This window comes from Isoptericola variabilis 225, assembly GCF_000215105.1.
GTDB lineage: Bacteria > Actinomycetota > Actinomycetes > Actinomycetales > Cellulomonadaceae > Isoptericola > Isoptericola variabilis_A.
The window spans coordinates 3222515-3243655 of sequence record NC_015588.1; the positions used below are offsets into that span (position 1 = coordinate 3222515).

Here is a 21141-nt window from a genome sequence, read left to right on the forward strand (position 1 = left end):
TAGAGGGCACCGTCCGCAGCGCCGGGCCCGGTTCATTGCGCGTTTGGCGGGGATTCCTTGTGATTCCGTATCGCCTGCTGAAGAATCCGTCGCAGGAGGTGCCGTGGACGCCATCAACCGCAAGATCGTGGGCCACCTGCTCCGCGACGGCCGCGCGACGTACCAGGAGATCGGCGACGCCGTCGGGCTGTCGGCTCCGGCCGTGAAGCGCCGCGTCGACCTCATGCTCGCGCGCGGCGAGATCTCGGGGTTCACGGTGCGCGTCGCGCCCGAGGAACTGGGCTGGGACATCGAGGCCTACGTCGAGATCTTCTGCCGCGGGAACATCTCGCCCGCCACGCTCCAGCGCGACCTCGCGCCCATCCCGGAGGTGGTCCGCGTCGACACCGTCACGGGCGAGGCCGACGCGATCGTCCACGTCATGGCCGGCTCGATGACCGACATCGAGCGCACGGTCGAGGCGATCCGCACGCACGCGAAGGTCGACAAGACGCGCACGTCGATCGTCATGTCGCGCGTGATCGACCGCCCGCCGCGCGCGGGGTCGGTGCCGGGCGACGCCTCATGAGCCCGCGCCGGGCGCTGCTCGTCGCCGCGACGGCCGGCGTCCTCGCGCTCGGCGCCTGCGACGTGCCCACCGGCACGCCCGACGTGCCCGACGACGTGGTTGACGACGTGACGCCGGCCCTGGACGTCGAGCTGCGGCAGGACCGCACACAGTACGCCGACCGGCGCGCGGTGCTGCACGTGACGAACGGTTCCGACGAGACCCTCGCCCTGCTGGGCGGCACGCTCGGCGTGCCGGGGTTCGGCCCGAGCAGCCCGGACGGCGAGCCGCGGCCGCGCACCCTGTGGCCCGGCGGAGCCCGGGACGTCCGCATCGCGCTCGGCGAGGTCGACTGCGCGACCGCACCGCCCGTCGTCGGGCACGGCGAGCCCGCGGGCACGGCCGAGGTGCGCGTGGCCCGCGGCGAGGCCGAGGAGCACGGGCCGGCGATCGCCGTCGTCGTCGACGTGACGGACCCGCACGGGCGCCTCGCTGCGGTCCACGCCGAGGAGTGCGCGCGGCGGCGGGTCGCCGAGGGCGCGACGCTGCGGGTCCTCGGGCTCGACCGACCCGCGGACGCGGGCGACCCCGCGCTCCTGACGGTCGGCGTCGAGCCGGTGGCGGGCGGACCCGACGTGAGCGTCGTCCGGGTCGGCGCCACGACGCTCATGGCGCCCGCCGACGGCGGGCCGGCGTGGACGGGCGACGCGCTCGTGGGCGACGGCGAGGGGCGGCTGCGGCTCGACGTCGTGCCCGCGCGCTGCGACCCCCACGCGGTCGCGGAGGACAAGCGCGGCACGTTCGTGCCCGTCTACGCGGTGGTCGACGGCGAGGAGCAGCCCGTCGTCTACCTGCCCATGCCCGACGAGCTCAAGGCCGAGCTGTTCGCGTACGTCAGCGAGGCGTGCGGCTGGGGTTGAGCACCCCATCCCGCTGTGGGCGTGATTTCTGGTCCCGGAAACCCGGACGAACCGGGCAACTCGGGCCAGAAATCACGCCCACAGCGGTGAAGGGGTCAGGTCAGAGCGCGGTGGCGAGGGCCGGGCCGCGCTCCTTGTGGTGGCCGACGGCCTTGCCCTGGGCCTTGCCCTTGTCGTGGCCCTTGGCCTTGCCGTTGGTCGACGGGTGCGGCTCGACCACCTCGACCGGGACGGTGACCTCGGTGCCGGTCGCCGCACCGCTGAGCGTGAGCACGGCGGTGCCCGGCTCGAGGTCCTCGGGGAGCACGACGCTCACCGCGGCGGTGCCGAGCTCGTCGAACGCGGCGGTGCCCAGCGTGGTGTCCACCGGGAACGTGCCCAGCTCGACGCCGCCGAGCGACACCGTGAGCTCGGTGTCCTTGACGTCGGCGGCCGTCGACATCGACCACGAGCTGACGTCGAACGCGACCGTGGCGCCGGGCGCGTAGGTCGCCGGGGCGTCGGCGGGGAACGAGACCCCGACCGCGTGCTGGCGGTAGTCCACGGCGAGGGGCTCGTCGGCCGCGAAGGTCGCCAGGTAGTCGACCATGGCCGTCAGGTCGACCTTGCCGGTGTCGCGGGCGTTGTTGCCCTCGTCGGCGAACACGGCGAAGTTGTCGCCGCCCGTCGCGAGGAAGGAGTTCACCGTGACCGAGTACGTCGCCGCCGGGTCGATCGGCTCGCCGTGCAGGGACATGGCGGTGATGCGGTCGCCCGCGGGCCCGGCCGGGTCGTAGGTGTAGGTGAAGCCCTCGGAGACGCCGAGCCGCAGGAACGGACGCGACGAGCCCTTAGGCTGCCACTGCTGCTCGAGCGCGGTCTTGATCTGCTCGCCCGTGAGCCGCATGTTGACGAGCGTGTTGGCGAACGGCTGCACGACCGCGGCCTGCTTGTAGGTCAGGGTGCGCGGGAACGCGCCCGTGCCGGTGCCGACCATGTCGGCCCGAAGACCGCCCGGGTTCATGAACGCGATCTGCGCGCCGCCGGCCTCGGGCGTCTCGGTCGCCCAGCGCTGCACCTCGGCGACGAGGTTGCCGAGCGTCGACTCGCCGCCGCGGTTCTCGACGAGCACCGTCTCGCCCGCCTGGTTCGTGCCCCAGCGCTGCGCGCGGTTGAACGGCCCGGCGATCTCGCCGAGCGGCTCCGCCCCGAGCACGTCGGCCTCGGCGACGGCGGCCTGGACCAGCGCCGCGACGTCGGGGTCGGCCGGGTAGCCCTGGTTGGCCAGCGGCAGGATGTCGGTCGTGAGGCCGACGACCTCGCCCGTGGCGGCGTCGACCGAGTACACGAGCTGGTTGAGGTTCATGCCGTACTGGCCGGCGGACACGACGGGGCGCGTCGTCACGGCCCGGTCGGACCACTCGGCCACGGGGAACGCGCAGTCGTAGGCCAGGTGCGTGTGGCCCGAGACGATCGCGTCGACCTCGGGGCTCACGCCGGTGATGATCTCGGCGAACGCGTCGCCCGCGGTCGGCATGGCGGAGCAGTCGGTGCCCGCCGCGCCCTCGTGGACGAGCAGCACGACGACGTCGGCGCCCTCGGCCTTGAGCGAGGCGGCCTCCGCGTTGGTCGTCTCGACGATGCTCCGGATCTCCAGGTCGGCGATGCCCGCCGGGCTCACGAGCGCGTCGAGCTCCTCGGTGACCGCGCCGACGAAGCCGACCTGCACCTGCCCGAAGTCCTTGATCCAGCTCGCCGGGACGGCGTCGTCGCCCGTGGCGCGGAGCTTGAGGTTCGCCGCGACGTACTGCCACTCGGCGCCGCCGTACGGGTTCGTCTCGGCGTCGTAGGCGGCCATGACCCGGTTGATCAGGTCGTCGTAGCCCTGGTCGAGCTCGTGGTTGCCCACCGCCGAGACCTCGAGGCCGGCCGCGTTGAGCGCGTCGATCGTCGGCTTGTCGTGCTGGATGAACGACTCGAACGTCGAGGCGCCGATGAGGTCGCCCGCCGCGGCGAACACCGTGTTCGGGTTCTGCGCGCGGAGCTGGTCGACCGCGCCCGCGAGGACGGCGGCGCCGGCCTGGGTGCCGTCCTGCTGGATGCGCCCGTGGAAGTCGTTGGTGGCGAGGATCTGGACGTCGACGATCGGGTCGGCCTGCGCCGGTGCGGCGCCGACCGTCGTGACGCCCGCGAGGACGAGGCCGAGGCTGAGCGCCCCGGCGGTCCGCTGGCGAGCAGAAGACATGGAGTGTGCTCCTGGGGTGAAAGAGGCTGTGGCCGGTGCCACAGTAGCGGCGCCGTCCGACGAGCCGCGGTCTCCCGGGGTAACGATCGGGAAACGGCGGGTGTCGTCGTCCGGCGCCGCGCGTGCCGCCGTCAGGCGTCGACCGGCTCCGGCTCGGCGGGCGCCGCGACGCGCCCGCCCGGCTCCGACAGGTGGCCCGTGCGGCGCAGCCACCGCTCGACCAGCAGCGTCGTCAGCGGCGGCACCCCGGCCGCGAGCACGACGAGGGTGCGCAGCCCGCCCCAGCGCAGGCGCACGGCCGCGACGAGCGCGACGACGACGTAGGCGACGAACGCCGCCCCGTGCAGGCGCCCGAACAGCCACACCCCCGCGTCGGTGGTCTCGGTGACGTGCTTGAGCACCATCCCCACGAGCAGGCCGGCCCAGGTGATCGCCTCGATCACGGCGACGACGGCGAACAGGCGACCGGTGCGGGACATCGGGGGCATGGGGGAACCTTCCGTGAGGCGAGGGGCGGCATCCCTTCAGACGAACCGGGCGCGACGACGGTTCCCGGCCGCGGTGGTCACAGGTCGAACGTGGTCACAGGTCGAACAGCGTCGGGTGCTCGAGGTGGACGCCCTCCGTCTCCAGCATGCGGAGCTTCGTCCGGGGACCGCCGCGCGCGGAGAAGCCGCCGACCTTCCGCCCGGCGGCCAGCACCCGGTGGCACGGCACGATCGGCGGGAACGGGTTGCGGCCGAGCGCCTGGCCGACGGCCTGGGCCGCCCCCGGCGCGCCGAGCCGGGCCGCGACCTCGCCGTAGGTGAGCGTCTCCCCCGGCGGGATGCCCCGCACGAGCTCGTAGACGCGGCGGTCGAACTCCGGCACCGCGTCCGGGTCCAGCGCGATCCCGGTCAGGTCACCGGTCCCGTCCTCGAGCAGCGCCCGGACCGCCGCGGCGGCTCGGGCCACAGCGGCCGGCGGCGGCGCCTCGACCGCTCGCGGGTACCACCGCAGGACCGCTCGGCGGGTCTCGTCCGCGTCGCGCTGCGCGAGCGTCGAGCCGACGACGGCGCCGCGCTCGTCCCAGACGAGCGCGCAGTGGCCGACCGTGGTCCCGAACACCACGTACGCGAGGCTGCGGTCGACCGGGTTCACGGCACCACCGTAGGGTCCGGGTCCGACACCTGCGCTCAGGACGCCAGCGCGCGCTCGAGCTCCTCGACGGTGGTGACGGGCCGGTCGCACACGAAACCGCGGCACACGTACGCCGCCGGTCGGCCGTCGACCAGCGGGCGGTCGGCGAGCAGCGGCACGCCCGGGGTGTCCGGCTCGCCGACGGCGAGCACGAGCCCGGGCGACGACGACGCACGCGCCGCACGCTCGAGCGCGAGCCGCGCACCGTCGTCGGGCCCGACGACCGCGACCTGCAGCGGGCCCGCGGCGAGCGCCTCCGCGACGGCGAGCGTCCAGCCGGCGAAGCGCGGCACCTGCTTCGCGAGCGTGCCCGCGGCCGCGACCGCGGCCTCGGCCGCCTCCCGGTGCCGCGACGAGCCCGTGAGCGCCGCGTAGGTCGCGAGCGCCCCGGCGAGCGACGACTGGCCCGACGGCTCGGGTCCGTCGGTGGGGTCCTTGGGCCGGCTGACGAGGCGCTCGGCGTCGTCGGCGACGTCGTAGAAGCCGCCGGCGCCGTCGCCGAAGCGCTCGAGCGCGACCTCGAGCAGCTCGCCCGCGGCGTCGAGCCAGCGCGTCTCGCCCGTGGCCTGGTGCAGCGCGAGCAGGCCCTCCGCGAGGTCGCCGTGGTCGGCCGCGACGCCGGGCGCCGTGCCGACGACGCCGCCGCGCGAGGCGCGCCGCAGCCGTCCGTCGACGACGTGCAGCCGCAGCAGCAGGTCGGCGCAGTCGCGCGCGTCGTCGACGTAGCCCGGCACGCCCAGGAGCTCGCCGGCCTCGGCGAGCGCGGCGATCGCGAGGCCGTTCCAGGCGGTGACGACCTTGTCGTCGCGCGCCGGCTGGGGGCGCCCGGCGCGCGCCTCGGCGAGCCGCGCGCGCACGCCGGTCCACCACTCGGGGTCGGGGTCCTCGCGCAGCTGGAGCGTCGAGGTGCCGTGCTCGAACGTCCCCTCGAGCGTCACCGACAGCACCTCGGCCGCGCGGGCACCGTCGGCGGGCCCGAGGACGTCGGCGAGCTGCTCGGCGGTCCACACGTAGGTGAGGCCCTCGACGCCGTCGGTGTCGGCGTCGAGCGCGGAGGCGAAGCCACCCTCGGGCGTGCGCAGGTCGGCGCGCAGGAACTCGGCGGTCTCGCGCACGACGCGCTCGGCGAGCGGCGAGCCCGTCGCGCGGTACCAGTGGAGGTAGACGCGCAGGAGCTGGGCGTTGTCGTAGAGCATCTTCTCGAAGTGCGGCACGACCCAGGCCGCGTCGACCGCGTACCGCGCGAAGCCGCCGGCGAGCTGGTCGTAGATGCCGCCGCGGGCCATCGCCTCGCACGTGCGCTCGACGAGCTCGAGCGCCGACGGGTCACCCGTGCGGGCGTGGTGGCGCAGCAGGTGCTCGAGCGTCATCGACGGCGGGAACTTCGGCGCGCCGCCGAACCCGCCGTGCTCCGGGTCGGCGTCGCGCGCGACGAGCCGCACCGACCGCTCGAGCGCGGCCTCGTCGAGCACGTCGGGCGTGAGGCGTGCCGACGTCCGCGCGATCGCCTCGGTGAGGGCCGCCCCCTGCCGCTCGACGGCGTCGCGTCGCTCGGTCCAGGCCTCCCAGACGGCGTCGAGCACCTGCAGGAAGTGCTCGCGCGGGTAGTACGTGCCGGCGAAGAACGGCTCGCCGTCGGGCGTGAGGAAGCACGTCATGGGCCAGCCGCCCTGGCCCGTGAGGGCGGTCGTCGCGCCCATGTAGACCGCGTCGACGTCGGGACGCTCCTCGCGGTCGACCTTGATCGCGACGAAGCGGTCGGCGAGCGCCGCGGCGACGTCGTCGTCCTCGAACGACTCGTGCGCCATGACGTGGCACCAGTGGCACGCCGCGTAGCCGACGCTCAGCAGGACCGGCACGTCGCGGCGTCGCGCCTCGGCGAACGCGTCCGCGCCCCACTCCCACCAGTCGACCGGGTTGTCCGCGTGCTGCAGGAGGTACGGGCTCGTCGCGTGCGCGAGGCGGTTGGCCATACCTCCACCCTGGCACGGTCGGCCGGGACCTACACGATCGCCTGCAGGACCCAGTCCCCGCGGGCCGCGGCGTGCGCGTACAGCGACCGCAGCCGCTCGAACGCCGGCGCGAGGTATGCCTCGAACACGTCGGACTCGTCCCAGATCTCCGGGTAGATCTCGGCCCGGGCGAGCGCCGCCGGGTCGAACCGCGTCCGCAGCCCGTCGACGGTGGTGCCGGCGAGAGCGTCCGCGACCGCCGGCGGCTCCGCCTCCTCCTCGAGGAGCTCCCACACCTGCTCGGGGTCCGCCCGCACCGACACCCGGCCGTTGACTGCGCCGCACCGCGGGCCTAGGTTGGGCGGCATCCTTTTGAATGGATTCAAGACAGCGACATCGACGGGGACGGCCATGACGATCCACCTCGCGGGCGACTCGACGGTCGCCCCGTCCGACGACGGCAGCACCTCCGGCCGCGCCGACCTGCCGGTCCTCGGCTGGGGCCACGTGCTCGCCGAGTTCGTCGCGGACGAGGTGCACAACTGCGCCGTCAGCGGCGCCACCACGAGGTCCTTCCGCGAGGAGGGGCACTGGGACAAGGTCGTCTCGGCGCTGCGGCCCGGCGACACGGTCGTGATCCAGTTCGGCCACAACGACCAGAAGGAGCCCGACGAGCTGGCCGCCGACGGCGGCTACCGGAGGCGCCTCGCGGAGTTCGTCGCCGACGTGCTCGACGCCGACGCCCGCCCCGTGCGCGCGCTCGGCGCGGAGCTCGACGTGCCCGTCATCGACCTCACGGTGCTCACCCGCTGGCTGTACGCGTGGATGGGCGCCGAGGCGTCGGGGTCGCTCTTCGTCCACGGCGAGGCGGCGGCGATCGGTGCCCAGATCCCCGAGGACCTCGCGCGGGACGACACGCACTTCGGGACCGCCGGGGCGCGCGCCGTCGCGCGGTTCGTCGCCGAGAGCCTGCGCGCGCTCGACGGGGTCGGCGACGACCTGCAGCCTCTCGGGGCCTGGTTCGTGCGGCACTGACGCCCCGGCCTCTGACAGCATGCCGTCATGGGAAAGGTCTACGAGCGGATCGACGGCCGGCTGCGCGAGTTCGTCGAGCGGCAGCACGTGTTCTTCGTCGCGACGGCGCCGCTCGCGGCCGACGGGCACGTCAATGTCTCCCCGCGCGGCGTCCCGGGGACGTTCCACGTGCTCGACGAGCGGACCTTCGCCTGGCTCGACGGCACGGGCAGCGGCAGCGAGACGATCGCGCACCTGCGCGAGAACGGCCGGATCACGGTGATGTTCTGCGCGTTCGAGGGCCCGCCGAACATCGTCCGGTTCCACGGCACGGGCCGCGTCGTCACGCGGTACGACGACGAGTACCCCGCGCTGGCCGCCCGGTTCACCGACCTGCCCGGCGCCCGTGCGGTGATCGTGGTCGACGTCGAGCGCGTCTCCGACAGCTGCGGCTGGGGCGTGCCGCTCATGTCCTACGAGGGCGAGCGCGACCTCATGGGACCGTTCTTCGAGCGCAAGGGCGAGGCCGGGTCGCAGGAGTACCGGCGTCGCACGAACCTCACGAGCATCGACGGGCTGCCCGCCTTCGACGACGACCCGGCGGTCAGCGGGACGACGCCGCGTTGAGCCGGGCCGCCCGGCGCGTGAGGTGGTCGCGCTCGGCCAGGGTCGGCGCCGTGAGCGCCGCCTCGGCGTAAAGCCGCGCCGCGGCGGACGAGGACGCCCAGCACGTGCGGCACGGTGCTGCGCAGCAGCGCCTCGTCCACGCTCAGTCCGTGATGGTCGGCAGCGAGCCCAGGGCGGGGCGCAGCTCGAGCCACTCGTGGATCGGCGTCCCGCCGGCACCGGGCGCGGCCGACAGCTCGCCGGCCAGCTCGACGGCGCGCTCGTAGCTGTCGACGTCGATGAGCATCCAGCCCGCCACGAGGTCCTTCGTCTCCGCGAACGGGCCGTCCGTGACCGGCGGGCGCCCCTCGCCGTCGTACCGGACGAACGTGCCCTCCGGCGAGAGCGCCAGCTCGGCGACGAACTCGCCCGTCTCCCGGAGCCGGTCGGCGAAGTCCGCCATGTACCGCATGTGCGCGGACACCTCGTCGGGCGTCCACCTCTCCATCGGGACGTCGTTCACCGCGGCCGGGGCGCCGCGGTAGTGCTTGAGCAGCAGGTACTTGGCCATCGTCGTTCTCCTCGGTGCTCTGCGACCCGGTGTGGTCGGTCGCGTTCACCCCGGGGACGGAGCCGACCACGGATTCTCGACATCCTCGCGCTACCTCGCGACGAAACGCGCTACCTCGCGAGCGGGTGCGCTACCTCGCGACGAGACGCGCTACGTCGCGGGAGGCAGGTCGGCGAGCCTGGCCTGCAGCTCGGCCGACCCGCCGGCGGGCCGGAACCCGAGCGCGACGTTGATCGCGAGCATGTGCGCGTTGTCCTCGTTGTTCCACGTGTAGATGCGCCGCGTCTCGGGCCGCAGCCGCGCGTGCGCCCGCAGGTTGACGGCCTTGACGAGCATGCCGAGCCGGTGGCCACGGTGCTCGGGCAGCACGACGGTGCTCTCCTGCTCGGTGCACGCCGGGCGGTCACGCCGCCACACGAGCGTCGTCATGCCCGCGAGCTCGCCGGTCGGCACGTGCTCGGCCACGGTGACGACGAAGCCCTGGTCGCGCTCGGCGTTCTGGTCGAGCACCATGCGCACGCGCGCGGCGTCCCACACCTCGGGCTCGAGGTCGAGACCGGCGTTGGGCTCGTCCACCGACAGGCGCTGCTCGAGCGCCGCGTACTGGTCGATCCACTCGTCCGGGATCGCGTCGACCCACGTGTGCGTCCGGTACTCCTCGCCCGCGACGGCGCGCGCCTCGGCCTCGAAGCGTTCGGCCGCGCCGCCGGGCAGCGGGAGGTCGAGCGCCGAGCGGCGCGCGACGAGCTCGAGGCCCAGGCCCTGGCGCCGGCCGAACGCCATCCCGGGCAGGTCGGCCGAGACGAGGCCGTTGCCCGACGGCGGTCGCAGGGCGTCGGGATCGTCCGCGTCGGGCTCGGCGGCGAACTCGACCTCGCCGAGCAGGGTCGTGCGGCCCTCCTCCTCGGCCCGTCGGCGCAGCCGCTCGTACAGCGCCGACCCGATGCCGCGCCGACGGTGGTTCGGCGCCACGACGACCCGGATCTCGGCGAGGTGCCGGTTGTCGGCGAGCGGGAGGAACAGCACGCCGTGCCCCACCACGGTGGGGGCGCCGTCGGGTCCGTCCTCGACCGCGACGAGGCGCTCGCGCCGGACGTACTGCTGGTGCTTCATGCCGACGAGCACGTCGATCGCGCGGGGCGCGATGTCGTCGTCGCCGAACTCTGCCGTCGTGGCCGCGCTCTCCACGGCCGCGATGCCGCGGTACGCCCACGCCTCGGGCTGCTCGAGCGACGTCGCGTGCGGTGCCGGGAGGACCCGCCACGTCGTCGTGGCCGCCTCCGTCCGTGCCGGTGTGGTGGTCATGGCTCCCACGCTCCCGCGCGACCGGCGCCGCGTCCACCGATTTCTCGGTGCGCGACGGGCGGTGTCGGGCAGGCCCGCTACGGTCTTCACTCGTGACGAACGACCCCGTGAACGACCCAGCACCCGGGCCCGACGCCACGCCCGTGCCCCTGACGACCGGCCGGCTGACCCTCCGGCTCTACCAGCCCGACGACGCGGGGCCGAGCCTCGAGTACTACGGCGACCCGGAGGTCGTGCGCTACCTGCTCGAGGACCCGTGGACGCCCGAGGACGCCGAGGCCAGGATCGCCAAGCGCATGGCCCGCACGGGCATCGGCGAGCCGGGCTCGGCGCTCGCGCTCGTCGTCGAGCACGAGGGCGTCGTCGTGGGCGACGTCGCGCTGTGGACGACGGGCGACACCGTCTCGCGCGGCGAGGTCGGCTGGGTCGTGCACCCGGCGCACACGGGCCGCGGCTACGCGACCGAGGCCATGCGGGCCCTGCTCGGCCTCGCGTTCGGCTACTACGGCATGCACCGCGTCGTCGCGCAGCTCGACGCGCGCAACGAGCGCTCGGCGCGGCTGTGCGAGCGGCTGGGCATGCGGCAGGAGGGTCACCTGCGCCAGGACTGGTGGTCCAAGGGCGAGTGGACCGACACTCTGGTCTACGGGATGCTCGCCGAGGAGTGGACCACACCATGACCACCGATGCGCTCGTCGTCGTACCGGCCAACGAGGCCCCGTGGGAGGACCTCCAGGCCGTCCTCGGCGAGCGCGGCGAGGCGCACCGGTGCCAGTGCCAATGGTTCCGCGCGACCGCGGCGGAGTGGAAGTCGCTCGGGTTCCAGGAGCGCGCCGGGCGGCTGCGCGAGCAGACCCGGTGCGGCGAGCCCGGCGCCGCGACGACGAGCGGGCTCGTCGCCTACCTCGACGGCACGCCCGTCGGGTGGTGCGCCGTCGAGCCGCGGCCGGCGTACCGGCACCTGCGCAGCATGCGCGTGCCGTGGGCGGGCCGCGACGAGGACCCGGACGACGACGGCGTGTGGGCCGTCGTGTGCTTCGTGACCCGGACGGGCTACCGGCGGCGGGGCGTGAGCGCGGCGCTCGCCGCCGCCGCGGTCGAGCACGCGCGGTCCCGCGGCGCCCGCGCGGTCGAGGGCTACCCGCTCGAGCTCGCGCCCGGCACCACGAGCGCGTGGGGCGAGCTGTACGTCGGCGCGCGGTCGGTGTTCCTCGACGCCGGGTTCCGCGAGCTGAGCCGGCCGTCGAAGCGCCGGTCCGTCATGCGCATCGACTTCTGAGCCCGGCCTCCGAGCCGACGCCGGACGTGACGGGGCGCCCGCGGACGAGGTCCGCGAGCGCCCCGTGGGGGTGTCGCCGTACGTCAGACGGCCGGGCCGGCCGGCGGCGGCGTGCTCGGCGGCGTGCTCGGCGGCGGAGGCGTCGGCGGTGTGGACGGCGTCGTCTCGACCTTGCGCTCGAGCTTCTCCAGCGAGCGGGCCGCGACGTCGCGACCGCCCAGGCCGTACGCGAGGGCCGCGGCGAGCGCGGCACCGACGACGACGGCACCGAACGCGAGGTTGATGATCGAGTCGGCGATGCCCATGTACTGCAGGCCCATCGCGACGAACAGCACGATCGTCGCGTACCGCAGGACGGTGCTCGCGGTGCCGGAGCCGACCGCGCGGCTCAGGAGGTTCGCCACGAAGAAGCCGGCCGCGATGATCACCGCACCGAAGATCACGCGCCCACCGAGCTCGAGGACCTCGTTGAGGATGTCCGTGATCGCGGGGAAGCCCAGCGCCTGGGCCGCCATGATCGCGAAGAACAGCATGATCGCGATCTTCACGATCCAGGCGATGATGCTGGACGGGCTCGTGCGGCCGGTCGAGACGCCGAGGTTCTCGACGGCGCGGTCGACGCCGACCCCCTGCAGCGTGGTCTCGAGCAGGTCGCCGACGAACTTCGCGATGAGGTAGCCGAGGCCGAGGAGGAGCAGCGCCGCGATGATCGCCGGGATCGCCCCGAGGATCATGGTGAGCATCCGCTCCGCCGGGTCGGAGATGGCCGAGATGCCCAGGATCTGCAGGGCCGCGATGGCCACGACGATGAGGATCACCGCGAAGACGAGGTTCGCGACGACGGACACGATGCGCCGGTTGGTCTCGCGCGTGTCGCCGGCGGCCGTCTGGGTCGTCGTGTACTCCCCGGTGGCGGGGTCGATCGTGCCCTCGGCGGTGCCCGTCGTGCGGGTCGCCGCGGACTTCGCGCGGCCGAACAGCCCGGCGAAGTCGACCGAGCCGAGAGCGGCCTCGAGGATCTGCTTGACGATCTTCGCGATGAGGAAGCCGATGAAGAAGACGACCGCCGCGCCGATGATGTTCGGCAGGTAGGACATGATCGTCGAGAGCATGCCCTGGATCGGCCCCAGCACCTGGTTGAGCTGGAACACCTGCAGCACCGCGATGAGGCCGAAGAGCCACACGAGGAGCGCCGCGATCTGGCCGATCGAGGCGCCGATCTCACGGCCGTCCGCGCCCTCGCGCCGGAGGAAACGTACGCGTGCCATGAGCTTGGTGATGGCCCACTTGACCAGGCGCGCCACGATCCACGTGACGACGAGGATCAGCAGGGCGATGAGTATCTTCCCGAGGATCCCTGGCCAGTCGTAGCTTTCTGCGATGTCCATCGTCGACGTCCTTCCTGGGACGGATTCTCTTGTTTCTCGCTCAGACATCGGTGCGCTGGGGTACACCGTACGCATCTGGACGTTACCGACGATCCTGGAACTCGCGACCTGAAGCGTTCCTCTTTGAGGTTCTCGTTATCGCATTCACGAATTCGTTCTGTGCGCGTCATGTGCGTCGATGTCGTGTGTCGGGGGCGTGCCCGGCTCGACGACGACGAGCTGGCCCATCATTCCCTCGTCCTCGTGCAGCAGCATGTGGCAGTGGAACATGTACGGGACGTCGGGGTCGGCGTAGTCGTCGAACCGCAGGAGCAGCCGGTAGGTCCGGTCCGGTTCGAGGTAGACCGTGTCCTTGCGGCCCGCCAGCTCGGGCGGCGGCTCGCGCCCGTCGACCGACAGGACGGCGAACTGGACGTCGTGCACGTGGAAGCTGTGCGGCATCGGGACGATGCTGCGCACCTCCCACACCTCGGTCGTGCCGACCGTCGCCACCTCGTCGACGCGGCCCATGTCCATCCGCCGGCCGTTGATCCGCCGGTCGTCGAGCTCGAACGTGCGCGCCACGGTCGCGTCCTCGTGGAGCGCGTCGTGCGCGGCGTGCACCGAGGGCCCCACGCCGGCTCGGGCGACGGCGCGAGCTCGTCCGCGGCGCGCAGCTCGAGCACGTCGAACGCGTCGTTGCCGCCCATCGCGAAGGGCACGACGACGGGCACGTCGTCGACGCCGTAGTCCTGCGGCAGGTCGGCGGCGAGCGAGGCGTCGTCGTCGAGCAGGAAGAGGCCCGCGCGCCCGCGGTACACGTGCTCCTCCGTGGCCCCGTGCGGGTGCGGGTGGTACCAGAGCGTCGCGGCGGGCTGGTCGATCTCCCAGGTGGGCCGCCACGTCTCGCCGGGCGCGACCTCCTGGTGCGGCCCGCCGTCCATCGCCGCGGGCAGGTGCATGCCGTGCCAGTGGACGCTCGTCGGCTCGTCGAGGGCGTTGGTGACCTCGACGGCGACACGCTCGCCGCGCTGGGCGCGCAGCGTCGGGCCGAGGTAGGAGCCGTCGAACCCCCACGTGCGCGTCATGACGCCGGGCTCGGTGGCCGGCGCGAACGACGTCGCGCCCTCCTGCGCGGTGAGCGTGAACGTCCGCACGCCGTCGACGACGCGCGAGGGCGCGAGCGGCGGGATCGCGAGCTCGTTCGCGAACTCCTGCTCGGCGACCGGCGTGACGGAGCCGGGCACGAGCGCGCACCCCGACGCCACGAGCACGAGCGCGCCGGTGACGCCGAGCAGCCTCGCGACCGCCGTCGTGCGCGTCATCGGGCCTCACCCCGCGCCTTCTGGACGCCGAGCGCGATCAGGCCGGCGACGAAGCCCCAGAACGCGTCCATGGCGAGCGCCGGGACCACGGTCCAGGCCGCGGCGGTCTCGCCGGGGAGGCCGACACCGCCGAAGAGGATCGAGGTGGCCATCGCGATCAGGCCGAAGACGAGGCCCGTGAGCGTGAGGGTCAGGACGGGCCGGGCGACGCGCCCGAACCCGACGACGGCGATCCACACGAGCGCGGTGAGGCCGACGATCGCGAGCGGGTCGGGCGCGGGCTGACCAACGACGAGATCGCGCGCGAGCTGTTCCTGAGCCCGGCGACCGCGCGCACGTACGTGAGCCGGCTGCTCACCAAGCTCGACGCGCGCGACCGCGCCGCGCTCGTCGTGCTCGCGTACGAGACGGGCCTGGTGCGGCCCGGGGGGGTGAGACGGCGGGACCGGGACGGCGGACCTCGCTACGGTGACCTCGTGGTCACCGACGCCCCAGCCCCGACGCGGTCCGACGTCGCCTACGCGGACGGCTCGCCGGCGCAGCGCATGGACGTGTGGCTGCCCGAGGGCGCCACGCCCCTGGCACCCTCGCCCGCGGTCGTGTTCGTGCACGGCGGCGGGTGGCAGGCGGGCGACCGGTCCGAGGTCGGGCCGAAGGTCCGCCCCCTGCTCGACGCCGGCCTCGCCGTCGCGTCCGTGGACTACCGCCTGTCCGGGGAGGCGCCGTTCCCCGCGGCGGTCGACGACGTGCGCGACGCCGTCCGCCACCTGCGCGGCCACGGCCGCCACCACGGCATCGACCCCGACCGCATCGCCCTGTGGGGCGAGTCGGCCGGCGCGAACATCGCCCTCGTGATCGGCGCGCTCGGCGACCGCGTCGCCCCCTGGGACACCGGCCCGCGCACCGGTGCGGGCAAGGTCTCGAGCGCGGTCACGGCCGTCGTCGACTGGTACGGGCCGACCGACTTCCTGCGCATGGACGCGCACGCCGCCGAGGCCGGGTGCGGACCCACCCACCACTCGGCCGACGACTCGCCCGAGTCGCGGTACCTCGGCGCACCGCTGCGCACCCTCCCTGCCGCGCTCGTCGAGCAGGCGGGCCCGCTGCCGTTCGTGCGCAGCGCGACCGAGCTGCCCGTGTTCGCGATCGCGCACGGCACCGCGGACTGCACGGTCGCACCGCCGCAGTCGGGCCTGCTCATCGACACGCTCCGCGCGGCCGGCGTCGAGCCGTGGGTGACCTGGCTCGACGGCGCGGGCCACTCCGACCCGCGCTTCGACGCCGAGGTGCTCGGGCCCACCGTCGAGTGGCTCGCCGAGGTGCTCGCGCGGTAGCCCGCCGGGCGTGCGGGGACGGGTTCGCCGATGCTGTCGAACATGCCCACGGCCGTCCTCCGCCGCACCCACCGCTCCCGGACCGGCGACCTCACCGTCGTCGGCCACGTGCGCGCACCGCTCGACGCGCGGCGCGCCGTCGTGCTCGTGCACGGCGTCGGGTCCTCGGCCCGCGCGTACGGCCGGCTCGCCGCGCACCTCGTCGAGCACGGCGAGGTCCACGCCGTCGACCTGCCCGGCTTCGGCGCCTCCCCGCACCTGAGCCGCGACGTCACGATCCCCGAGCACGCGGCCGCCGTCGCCGCGTACGTGCGCGAGCACGTGCTCGACGCCGGGATGCCCGCGCCCGTCGTCGTCGGCCACTCGATGGGAGCGCAGGTCGCCGGCCAGCTGCTCGCCGACCACCCCGACGCCGCGAGCGCCGGCGTGCTCGTCGGACCGACGGCGGAGCCCGGCACGCGCACCATCCCACGGCAGGCCGCACGCCTGGCGGTCGACGCCGTGGGCGAGCCGCCGCGCACGATCGGCGTGCTGCTGGTGGACGCGCTCGTGCGCTGTCGCATCCCCTACTACCTCGCCCAGCTGCGGCACGTCGTCGACCACCGGCTCGAGGACGTGCTGCCGCGGACGACGGCGCCCGTCGTCGTGGTGCGCGGCGCGCGCGACCCCGTCGCTCCCGTGCCGTGGGTCGAGCTGCTCGCCGCCCGCGCGACGCTGGGCGAGCACCGGACCGTGCGCGGGCGGCACCACTCGATGGACGCCGACCCCGCCGGGGTCGCGCAGGCCGTGCTCGACGTGTGGCGCGCCACCGACCGGGAGCCCGGGTGAGCGAGCGGCGGCGCTCGCCCGGCGGCGTGCTCTCGCGGCTCGGGGCCTGGGCCGCCGACTACGCGTGGGCGACCGACCGCCAGCTGCGCAGCCTCGTGCGGCGCGGCCGCCGTCCGGACACGGCGCCGGGCGCCGCGGGCGGCGCCTCGGGCGACCGCCTGCCCGTCGTGCTGCTGCCGGGCATCTACGAGACGTGGGAGTTCCTGGCGCCGGTCGCCGCCAGCCTCGCGCGGGCCGGGTACCCGATCAGGACCGTGCCCGCCCTGCGCCACAACGCACGGCCCGTCCCCGAGTCGGCCGACGTCGTCGCCGACCACCTCGAACGGACCGGGCTGAGCGGCGTCGTGCTCGTCGCGCACAGCAAGGGCGGACTCATCGGCAAGCGCGTCATGCTGTCGACCGCCTCCGACCGCGTGGTCGGCATGGTCGCGATCGCGACCCCGTTCTCCGGCTCGCGCTGGGCGCGGTACATGCTCACGCGCTCGCTGCGGTCGTTCGACCCGCGCGACCCCGTGCTGCTGGCGCTCGCCGGCGAGCTCGTCGTCAACGAGCGCATCACGGCGATCTACCCGCGGTTCGACCCGCACATCCCCGAGACCGGCCGGCTCGAGGGTGCGCGGAACGTCGAGCTGCCGCTCTCGGGGCACTTCCGGCCGCTCGGTCACCCGCTCCTCGTCGACACCGTGGTGCGGGAGGTCGGGCGGTTCGGGCCCTGGGATTAGTACACGCTTCCGTGTACTGTTGGCCTCGTGACGACCCTGACCCACGCGGCCGCGCTCGCCAGGCTCGGCCACGCGCTCGGCGACCCGACCCGGACCCGGATCCTGCTCGCGCTGCGGACCGCGCCCGCCTACCCGTCCGACCTCGCCGAGGCGCTCGGCGTCTCGCGGCAGGTCGTGTCCAACCAGCTCGCGTGCCTGCGCGGGTGCGGGCTCGTCGTCGGGCGGCCCGACGGCCGCCGCACCGAGTACCGGCTGGCCGACGAGCGCCTCGCCCGTGCGCTGGGCGACCTGCTCGGGCTCGTGCTCGTCGTCGACCCCGGCTGCTGCGGGCCCGACTGCACGTGCGCGACCGCCGCCGAGAAGGACGCCGCGTGACGACGCCCGCGCGCCCCGCCCGCCCGGCCACGACGACCGTGGCGCTCACCCGCCGGGGCCTGCGGCTCGCGCGGTTCACCGTCGCCTACAACGTGGTCGAGGGCGTCGTCGCGATCGCCACGGGGCTCGCCGCCGGCCTCGTCTCGGTCGTGGGGTTCGGCGTCGACTCGGGGATCGAGTCCGTCGCCGCCGTGCTTGTCGCGCTGCGCCTCGCGGCGCGGCTGCGCTCCGGCCGCACGGAACCGAGCGAGCGCGACGAGCGCCGCGAGCGCCGCGCGCTGCGGCTCGTCGCCGTGACGTTCTTCCTGCTCGCGGCGTGGGTCACGGTCGAGGGCGTCCGGTCGCTCGCCACCGGTGAGACGCCGGACTCCTCCCCGGTCGGCATCGGCGTGCTCATCGCGTCACTGGTCGTCATGCCGGTGCTCGCCGCCGCCAAGACCCGCGTCGGCCGCGCCCTGGGGAACGACCCGCTCGTCCTCGCCGACGCCGCCGAGACGCGGATCTGCGTGCTGCTGTCGGTCTCGACGCTCGCCGGCCTGGTCGCGTTCGAGCTCACCGGCGCGGCCTGGCTCGACCCCGTCGCCGGCTTCGTCATCGCCGCGTTCGCCGTCCACGAGGGCCGCGAGGCGTGGGAGGGCGAGCTCGTCGAGGACGCCGACTGACGTCCGTGCCGGAGACTGGTCCCATGGGGCACGACCACGCGGCGCACGGAGCGGGCCACGGCCCCGGTGACCACCGGGGCAGGCTGGCCGTCGCGTTCGGGATCACGGCGGCGATCGTCGTCGCACAGGTGGTCGGTGCCGCCGTCACGGGGAGCCTGGCGCTGCTGGTCGACACCGCGCACCTGCTCACCGACGCGGGCGGGCTCGGGCTCGCGCTGTTCGCGGCGCACCTGGCGCTCCGGCCACCGTCGCCCCGGCGCACCTGGGGGTTCCGCCGGGCCGAGGTGCTCGCCGCGCTCGCGCAGGCGGCGGTCCTGCTCGCGGTCGGGGTGTTCGTCGTCGTCGAGGGTGTCCGGCGGCTCGCGCACCCGCCGGAGATCCCGTCGACCGAGCTGGTGGTCTTCGGCGTGATCGGCCTGGCCGGGAACGTGGCGGCACTCCTCGTGCTCGCCGGACGGCGGTCGGCGACCTTCAACCTTCGCGCCGCCTATCTCGAGGTCCTCAACGACGCGCTCGGGTCGGTCGCGGTCGTCGTCGCCGCCGTCGTCATCGCGACGACGGGCTGGCAGCGCGCCGACACGGTCGCGGCGCTCGCGATCGGCGCGCTCATCCTGCCGCGGGCGTTCCGCCTGCTGCGCGAGACGTCGAGCGTGCTGCTCGAGTCCACTCCCCCGGGCCTCGACCTCGAGGAGGTCCGGACCCACCTGCTGCGCGTCGACCACGTGCGGTCGGTGCACGACGTCCACGCCTCGCTCATCGCGACGGGCCTGCCCACGCTCAGCGCGCACGTCGTCGTCGACGCCGACTGCTTCACCGACGGGCACGCCGGCCGCATCCTCGACGAGCTCCAGGAGTGCGTCGCCACGCACTTCGCCGTGCCGGTCGAGCACTCGACGTTCCAGGTCGAGCCGCACACCCACCCCGAGCACGAGCACCCGACGCACGAGTAGCGACCCGGCGTCAGGTGCTCGCGCGCACCACCAGCTCGGGCGGGAAGACGACGTCGCGCGGCTCGCGGCCGGGCTCGGCGATCTCGTCGAGCAGCAGCCGCGCGGCGGCGGCACCGATCTGCGCGATGGGCTGCCGCACGGTCGTGAGCGGGACGGCCGCCATCGCCGCGAACGGGATGTCGTCGTACCCCACGACCGCGACGTCGTCGGGCACCCGTACGCCAGCCCGCGTCAGGGCGTTGACGATGCCGATCGCGTGCAGGTCGTTGCCCGCGAAGACCGCGTCGGGCCGGCGGTCCGCGGGAAGCCCCGCAACCCAGTGCCCGACGTCCTGGCCGACCTCGAGGTCGAGGTCGGCCGAGCGGACGACCTCGAGCACGACGCCCGGCACCGCGGCGACGACGTCGTGGCAACCGTCGATACGGCTCTGCACCTGCCGCACACCCTCCGGACCCGCCGCGAACAGCAGACGTCGCCGGCCGGCGGCGAGCAGGTGCCGCACGGCGAGCCGGCCGCCCTCGCGGTGGTCGATCGAGACGGAGGACAGCCGGCGCTCCGGGTCGTCGTGGTCGACGAGCACGACGGGCGTGCCGCGCTCGCGCCGCCGGCGCAGCGGCTCGAGCTCGTCGTCGGACGGGGCGACCACGACGCCGTCGAACCGGAGCTGCTCGAAGAGCGTGAGGAACTGCTCCTGCTGGGCCGCCGACTCGTGCGAGCTGCCCGTGACGACCGCGAGCCCGGCGTCGGCCGCGACCTTCTCCACGGCGGTCGCGATGCCCGCGAAGTAGGGGTTCGAGGCGTTGACGACTGACAGCCCCACGATGCCGCTGCGCTGCCGCCGGAGCTGGCGCGCAGGCATGCTGGGGACGAAGCCCAGCTCGGCGATCGACGCCTCGACGCGGCGCTTCATCCGGTTCGAGAGGCGGTCCGGCCAGTTGAGGTAGTTCGACACCGACGCCGCCGACACGCCCGCGTGGCGCGCGACGTCGTGGATGGTCACGCTCGACTCGCGCACGACCGTTCACCTCCTGGATCCCGCGGCGAAGTTACCACCGTCGTCGCCCGGCCCCTGGCCCTGGGCCCTAGGCTCACGGCCATGAGCGACGACACGCGCGACGACGCGACCGCCACGGGCCCCGCGATCCCGGCGTCCACCCTCCTGACGCTGGCCATGGTCGAGGCGCCGATCCTCGGGGCGGGCGTCGTCCTGCTCGCGATGGGCGTCATCCCGCTCGCCGTGTTCGTCGGCATCGCCGTCGTCGCGGTCGTCGCGTCGTCGCTCGTGCTGGTGAACGGGCTGCGCCGCGCACGCCCGCGGCCGGCGGGCCACGAGGCGTCCGACAGGTCCGGCTCGACGATCGACCGGTCCGACCCGTTCCTCTGACCCGCACGACGACGGGCACGTCGGCCCGTCGCGGACCGGCGTGCCCGTCGTCGTGGTCGGTGGCGCCTCAGTGCATCTCGGGGAACTCGATGCCGGCGCAGTCGGCCTCGGAGAAGATCTGGCCGACGAGGAACCCGAAGTCGTCGTCGTCGAGGTACGAGATCGACGGCAGCTCCTTGCCGTTGCGGTCGTGCGCCCCGCCGCCCGCCGTGGCGCGCATGTGGATCAGCGGCTCGGCGTCGACGTCGTTGGCCGTCAGCCACGCCTGCGTCCACTCGCCGGCGTGCGCGAGGCACTCGGGCGTCGCGCCGGGGAACTGCGAGATGACGACGCCGACGAACTCGGTCATCGGCATCCACGGGGTCCCCGACCGGACCTGGGCGTAGGCCGCCTCCTGCCACTCGGTCTTGTAACAGTGGTGCGCCATCGCCCCGGGCGCGATCGCCAGGGTGGCCACGCCGGCCACGGCGACGGCGCCGATCCGGAAGCTCTTCCTCATGGTGTGTCCTCTTCGGTCGTCTGGTGCGGGCGTCGGCGACGCCCGCACGAGAAGACGCCGCCGGGCCCCGTTCAGGACCCGGCGGCGTCCGTTTCACC

Annotated in this window: 25 protein-coding genes and 2 pseudogenes; 14 read left to right on the forward strand and 13 right to left on the reverse strand. The window is 74.4% G+C overall.

Annotation, left to right across the window (positions count from 1 at the left end; translation table 11 throughout):
• Positions 1 to 103 precede the first annotated feature (103 nt).
• Both ISOVA_RS14840 and ISOVA_RS14845 read left to right on the forward strand, forming a co-directional pair.
• Positions 104 to 568 (forward strand): Lrp/AsnC family transcriptional regulator, encoded by a 465-nt coding sequence (locus ISOVA_RS14840; protein ID WP_013840013.1) that lies wholly within the window; start codon positions 104 to 106, stop codon positions 566 to 568.
• Positions 565 to 1467, forward strand: coding sequence for a hypothetical protein (locus tag ISOVA_RS14845; protein WP_013840014.1), 903 nt, complete (start codon positions 565 to 567; stop codon positions 1465 to 1467). The genes ISOVA_RS14840 and ISOVA_RS14845 overlap by 4 nt, the downstream gene beginning before the upstream one ends.
• A gap of 100 nt (positions 1468 to 1567) precedes the next feature.
• Here the strand turns inward: ISOVA_RS14845 and ISOVA_RS14850 are convergent, their stop codons facing one another.
• The 5 genes from ISOVA_RS14850 to ISOVA_RS14870 all read right to left on the reverse strand — a co-directional run bounded on the left by ISOVA_RS14850 (position 1568) and on the right by ISOVA_RS14870 (position 7145).
• The gene (locus ISOVA_RS14850) at positions 1568 to 3691 is read right to left on the reverse strand and encodes a bifunctional metallophosphatase/5'-nucleotidase (protein WP_013840015.1); all 2124 of its coding nucleotides are present in this window, start codon (positions 3689 to 3691) and stop codon (positions 1568 to 1570) included.
• 131 nt (positions 3692 to 3822) lie between these two features.
• Positions 3823 to 4179 (reverse strand): DUF3817 domain-containing protein, encoded by a 357-nt coding sequence (locus tag ISOVA_RS14855; RefSeq protein WP_013840016.1) that lies wholly within the window; start codon positions 4177 to 4179, stop codon positions 3823 to 3825.
• Positions 4180 to 4273: 94 nt separating this feature from the next.
• Positions 4274 to 4831, reverse strand: coding sequence for a methylated-DNA--[protein]-cysteine S-methyltransferase (locus tag ISOVA_RS14860; RefSeq protein WP_013840017.1), 558 nt, complete (start codon positions 4829 to 4831; stop codon positions 4274 to 4276).
• Between the two features lie 35 nt (positions 4832 to 4866).
• Complete coding sequence (locus ISOVA_RS14865; protein WP_013840018.1) at positions 4867 to 6843, reverse strand: thioredoxin domain-containing protein; 1977 nt, start codon at positions 6841 to 6843, stop codon at positions 4867 to 4869.
• A 29-nt stretch (positions 6844 to 6872) separates the two neighbouring features.
• Positions 6873 to 7145 (reverse strand): DUF1877 family protein, encoded by a 273-nt coding sequence (locus tag ISOVA_RS14870; protein WP_049788377.1) that lies wholly within the window; start codon positions 7143 to 7145, stop codon positions 6873 to 6875.
• 88 nt (positions 7146 to 7233) lie between these two features.
• On the opposite strand from ISOVA_RS14870, the gene ISOVA_RS14875 reads away from it, so the two are divergent.
• Positions 7234 to 7857: a GDSL-type esterase/lipase family protein gene (locus tag ISOVA_RS14875; RefSeq protein ID WP_013840020.1), complete on the forward strand. Its 624-nt coding sequence runs from the start codon at positions 7234 to 7236 to the stop codon at positions 7855 to 7857.
• 27 nt (positions 7858 to 7884) lie between these two features.
• Positions 7885 to 8463, forward strand: a complete 579-nt coding sequence (locus ISOVA_RS14880; protein WP_013840021.1) for a pyridoxamine 5'-phosphate oxidase family protein — start codon at positions 7885 to 7887, stop codon at positions 8461 to 8463.
• Positions 8464 to 8605: 142 nt separating this feature from the next.
• Here the strand turns inward: ISOVA_RS14880 and ISOVA_RS14885 are convergent, their stop codons facing one another.
• Positions 8606 to 9013: a YciI family protein gene (locus ISOVA_RS14885; protein ID WP_013840022.1), complete on the reverse strand. Its 408-nt coding sequence runs from the start codon at positions 9011 to 9013 to the stop codon at positions 8606 to 8608.
• A gap of 150 nt (positions 9014 to 9163) precedes the next feature.
• Positions 9164 to 10318: a GNAT family N-acetyltransferase gene (locus ISOVA_RS14890; protein WP_013840023.1), complete on the reverse strand. Its 1155-nt coding sequence runs from the start codon at positions 10316 to 10318 to the stop codon at positions 9164 to 9166.
• Positions 10319 to 10410: 92 nt separating this feature from the next.
• Here ISOVA_RS14890 and ISOVA_RS14895 point away from each other — a divergent pair, with 92 nt between their 5' ends.
• Both ISOVA_RS14895 and ISOVA_RS14900 read left to right on the forward strand, forming a co-directional pair.
• A complete protein-coding gene (locus ISOVA_RS14895; protein ID WP_013840024.1) occupies positions 10411 to 10998 on the forward strand; it encodes a GNAT family N-acetyltransferase in 588 nt (195 codons plus the stop codon).
• Positions 10995 to 11597, forward strand: coding sequence for a GNAT family N-acetyltransferase (locus tag ISOVA_RS14900; protein WP_013840025.1), 603 nt, complete (start codon positions 10995 to 10997; stop codon positions 11595 to 11597). The genes ISOVA_RS14895 and ISOVA_RS14900 overlap by 4 nt, the downstream gene beginning before the upstream one ends.
• A gap of 83 nt (positions 11598 to 11680) precedes the next feature.
• Here the strand turns inward: ISOVA_RS14900 and ISOVA_RS14905 are convergent, their stop codons facing one another.
• The 4 genes and pseudogenes from ISOVA_RS14905 to ISOVA_RS14915 form a co-directional block, all read right to left on the reverse strand.
• Positions 11681 to 12985 carry a mechanosensitive ion channel gene (locus tag ISOVA_RS14905; RefSeq protein WP_013840026.1) on the reverse strand — a complete coding sequence of 435 codons (1305 nt, stop codon included), beginning with the start codon at positions 12983 to 12985 and terminating at the stop codon, positions 11681 to 11683.
• Between the two features lie 144 nt (positions 12986 to 13129).
• Complete coding sequence (locus tag ISOVA_RS17375) at positions 13130 to 13588, reverse strand: multicopper oxidase domain-containing protein (protein WP_049788379.1); 459 nt, start codon at positions 13586 to 13588, stop codon at positions 13130 to 13132.
• Between the two features lie 215 nt (positions 13589 to 13803).
• A pseudogene (locus ISOVA_RS17545) lies at positions 13804 to 14289 on the reverse strand (multicopper oxidase domain-containing protein); the annotation flags it as partial.
• Positions 14286 to 14528 carry a hypothetical protein gene (locus ISOVA_RS14915; RefSeq protein ID WP_013840027.1) on the reverse strand — a complete coding sequence of 81 codons (243 nt, stop codon included), beginning with the start codon at positions 14526 to 14528 and terminating at the stop codon, positions 14286 to 14288. The pseudogene ISOVA_RS17545 and the gene ISOVA_RS14915, both read right to left, overlap by 4 nt.
• Before the next feature lie 18 nt (positions 14529 to 14546).
• Between ISOVA_RS14915 and ISOVA_RS17040 the strand changes: the two are divergent.
• From ISOVA_RS17040 to ISOVA_RS14945, 7 genes and pseudogenes are all read left to right on the forward strand, one after another.
• Positions 14547 to 14717 (forward strand): annotated as a pseudogene (locus tag ISOVA_RS17040) (response regulator transcription factor); the annotation flags it as partial.
• A gap of 117 nt (positions 14718 to 14834) precedes the next feature.
• Complete coding sequence (locus ISOVA_RS17385) at positions 14835 to 15623, forward strand: alpha/beta hydrolase (protein ID WP_233276025.1); 789 nt, start codon at positions 14835 to 14837, stop codon at positions 15621 to 15623.
• 42 nt (positions 15624 to 15665) lie between these two features.
• The gene (locus ISOVA_RS14925) at positions 15666 to 16451 is read left to right on the forward strand and encodes an alpha/beta fold hydrolase (protein ID WP_186004555.1); all 786 of its coding nucleotides are present in this window, start codon (positions 15666 to 15668) and stop codon (positions 16449 to 16451) included.
• On the forward strand, positions 16448 to 17173 hold the full coding sequence (locus ISOVA_RS14930; RefSeq protein WP_013840030.1) for an esterase/lipase family protein: 726 nt from the start codon (positions 16448 to 16450) through the stop codon (positions 17171 to 17173). The genes ISOVA_RS14925 and ISOVA_RS14930 overlap by 4 nt, the downstream gene beginning before the upstream one ends.
• Before the next feature lie 27 nt (positions 17174 to 17200).
• A complete protein-coding gene (locus ISOVA_RS14935; RefSeq protein WP_013840031.1) occupies positions 17201 to 17548 on the forward strand; it encodes an ArsR/SmtB family transcription factor in 348 nt (115 codons plus the stop codon).
• A complete protein-coding gene (locus ISOVA_RS14940) occupies positions 17545 to 18210 on the forward strand; it encodes a cation diffusion facilitator family transporter (protein ID WP_013840032.1) in 666 nt (221 codons plus the stop codon). Before ISOVA_RS14935 ends, ISOVA_RS14940 begins: the two co-directional genes overlap by 4 nt.
• Positions 18211 to 18233: 23 nt before the next feature.
• Entirely contained in the window at positions 18234 to 19160 is a 927-nt protein-coding gene (locus tag ISOVA_RS14945) for a cation diffusion facilitator family transporter (protein WP_013840033.1), read from the forward strand.
• A gap of 10 nt (positions 19161 to 19170) precedes the next feature.
• On the opposite strand, the gene ISOVA_RS14950 is transcribed toward ISOVA_RS14945, so the two are convergent.
• Positions 19171 to 20175, reverse strand: a complete 1005-nt coding sequence (locus tag ISOVA_RS14950; protein ID WP_013840034.1) for a LacI family DNA-binding transcriptional regulator — start codon at positions 20173 to 20175, stop codon at positions 19171 to 19173.
• Positions 20176 to 20256: 81 nt separating this feature from the next.
• On the opposite strand from ISOVA_RS14950, the gene ISOVA_RS14955 reads away from it, so the two are divergent.
• Positions 20257 to 20544: a hypothetical protein gene (locus ISOVA_RS14955; protein ID WP_013840035.1), complete on the forward strand. Its 288-nt coding sequence runs from the start codon at positions 20257 to 20259 to the stop codon at positions 20542 to 20544.
• A 67-nt stretch (positions 20545 to 20611) separates the two neighbouring features.
• Here the strand turns inward: ISOVA_RS14955 and ISOVA_RS14960 are convergent, their stop codons facing one another.
• A complete protein-coding gene (locus ISOVA_RS14960; RefSeq protein WP_013840036.1) occupies positions 20612 to 21043 on the reverse strand; it encodes a hypothetical protein in 432 nt (143 codons plus the stop codon).
• Positions 21044 to 21141 lie beyond the last annotated feature (98 nt).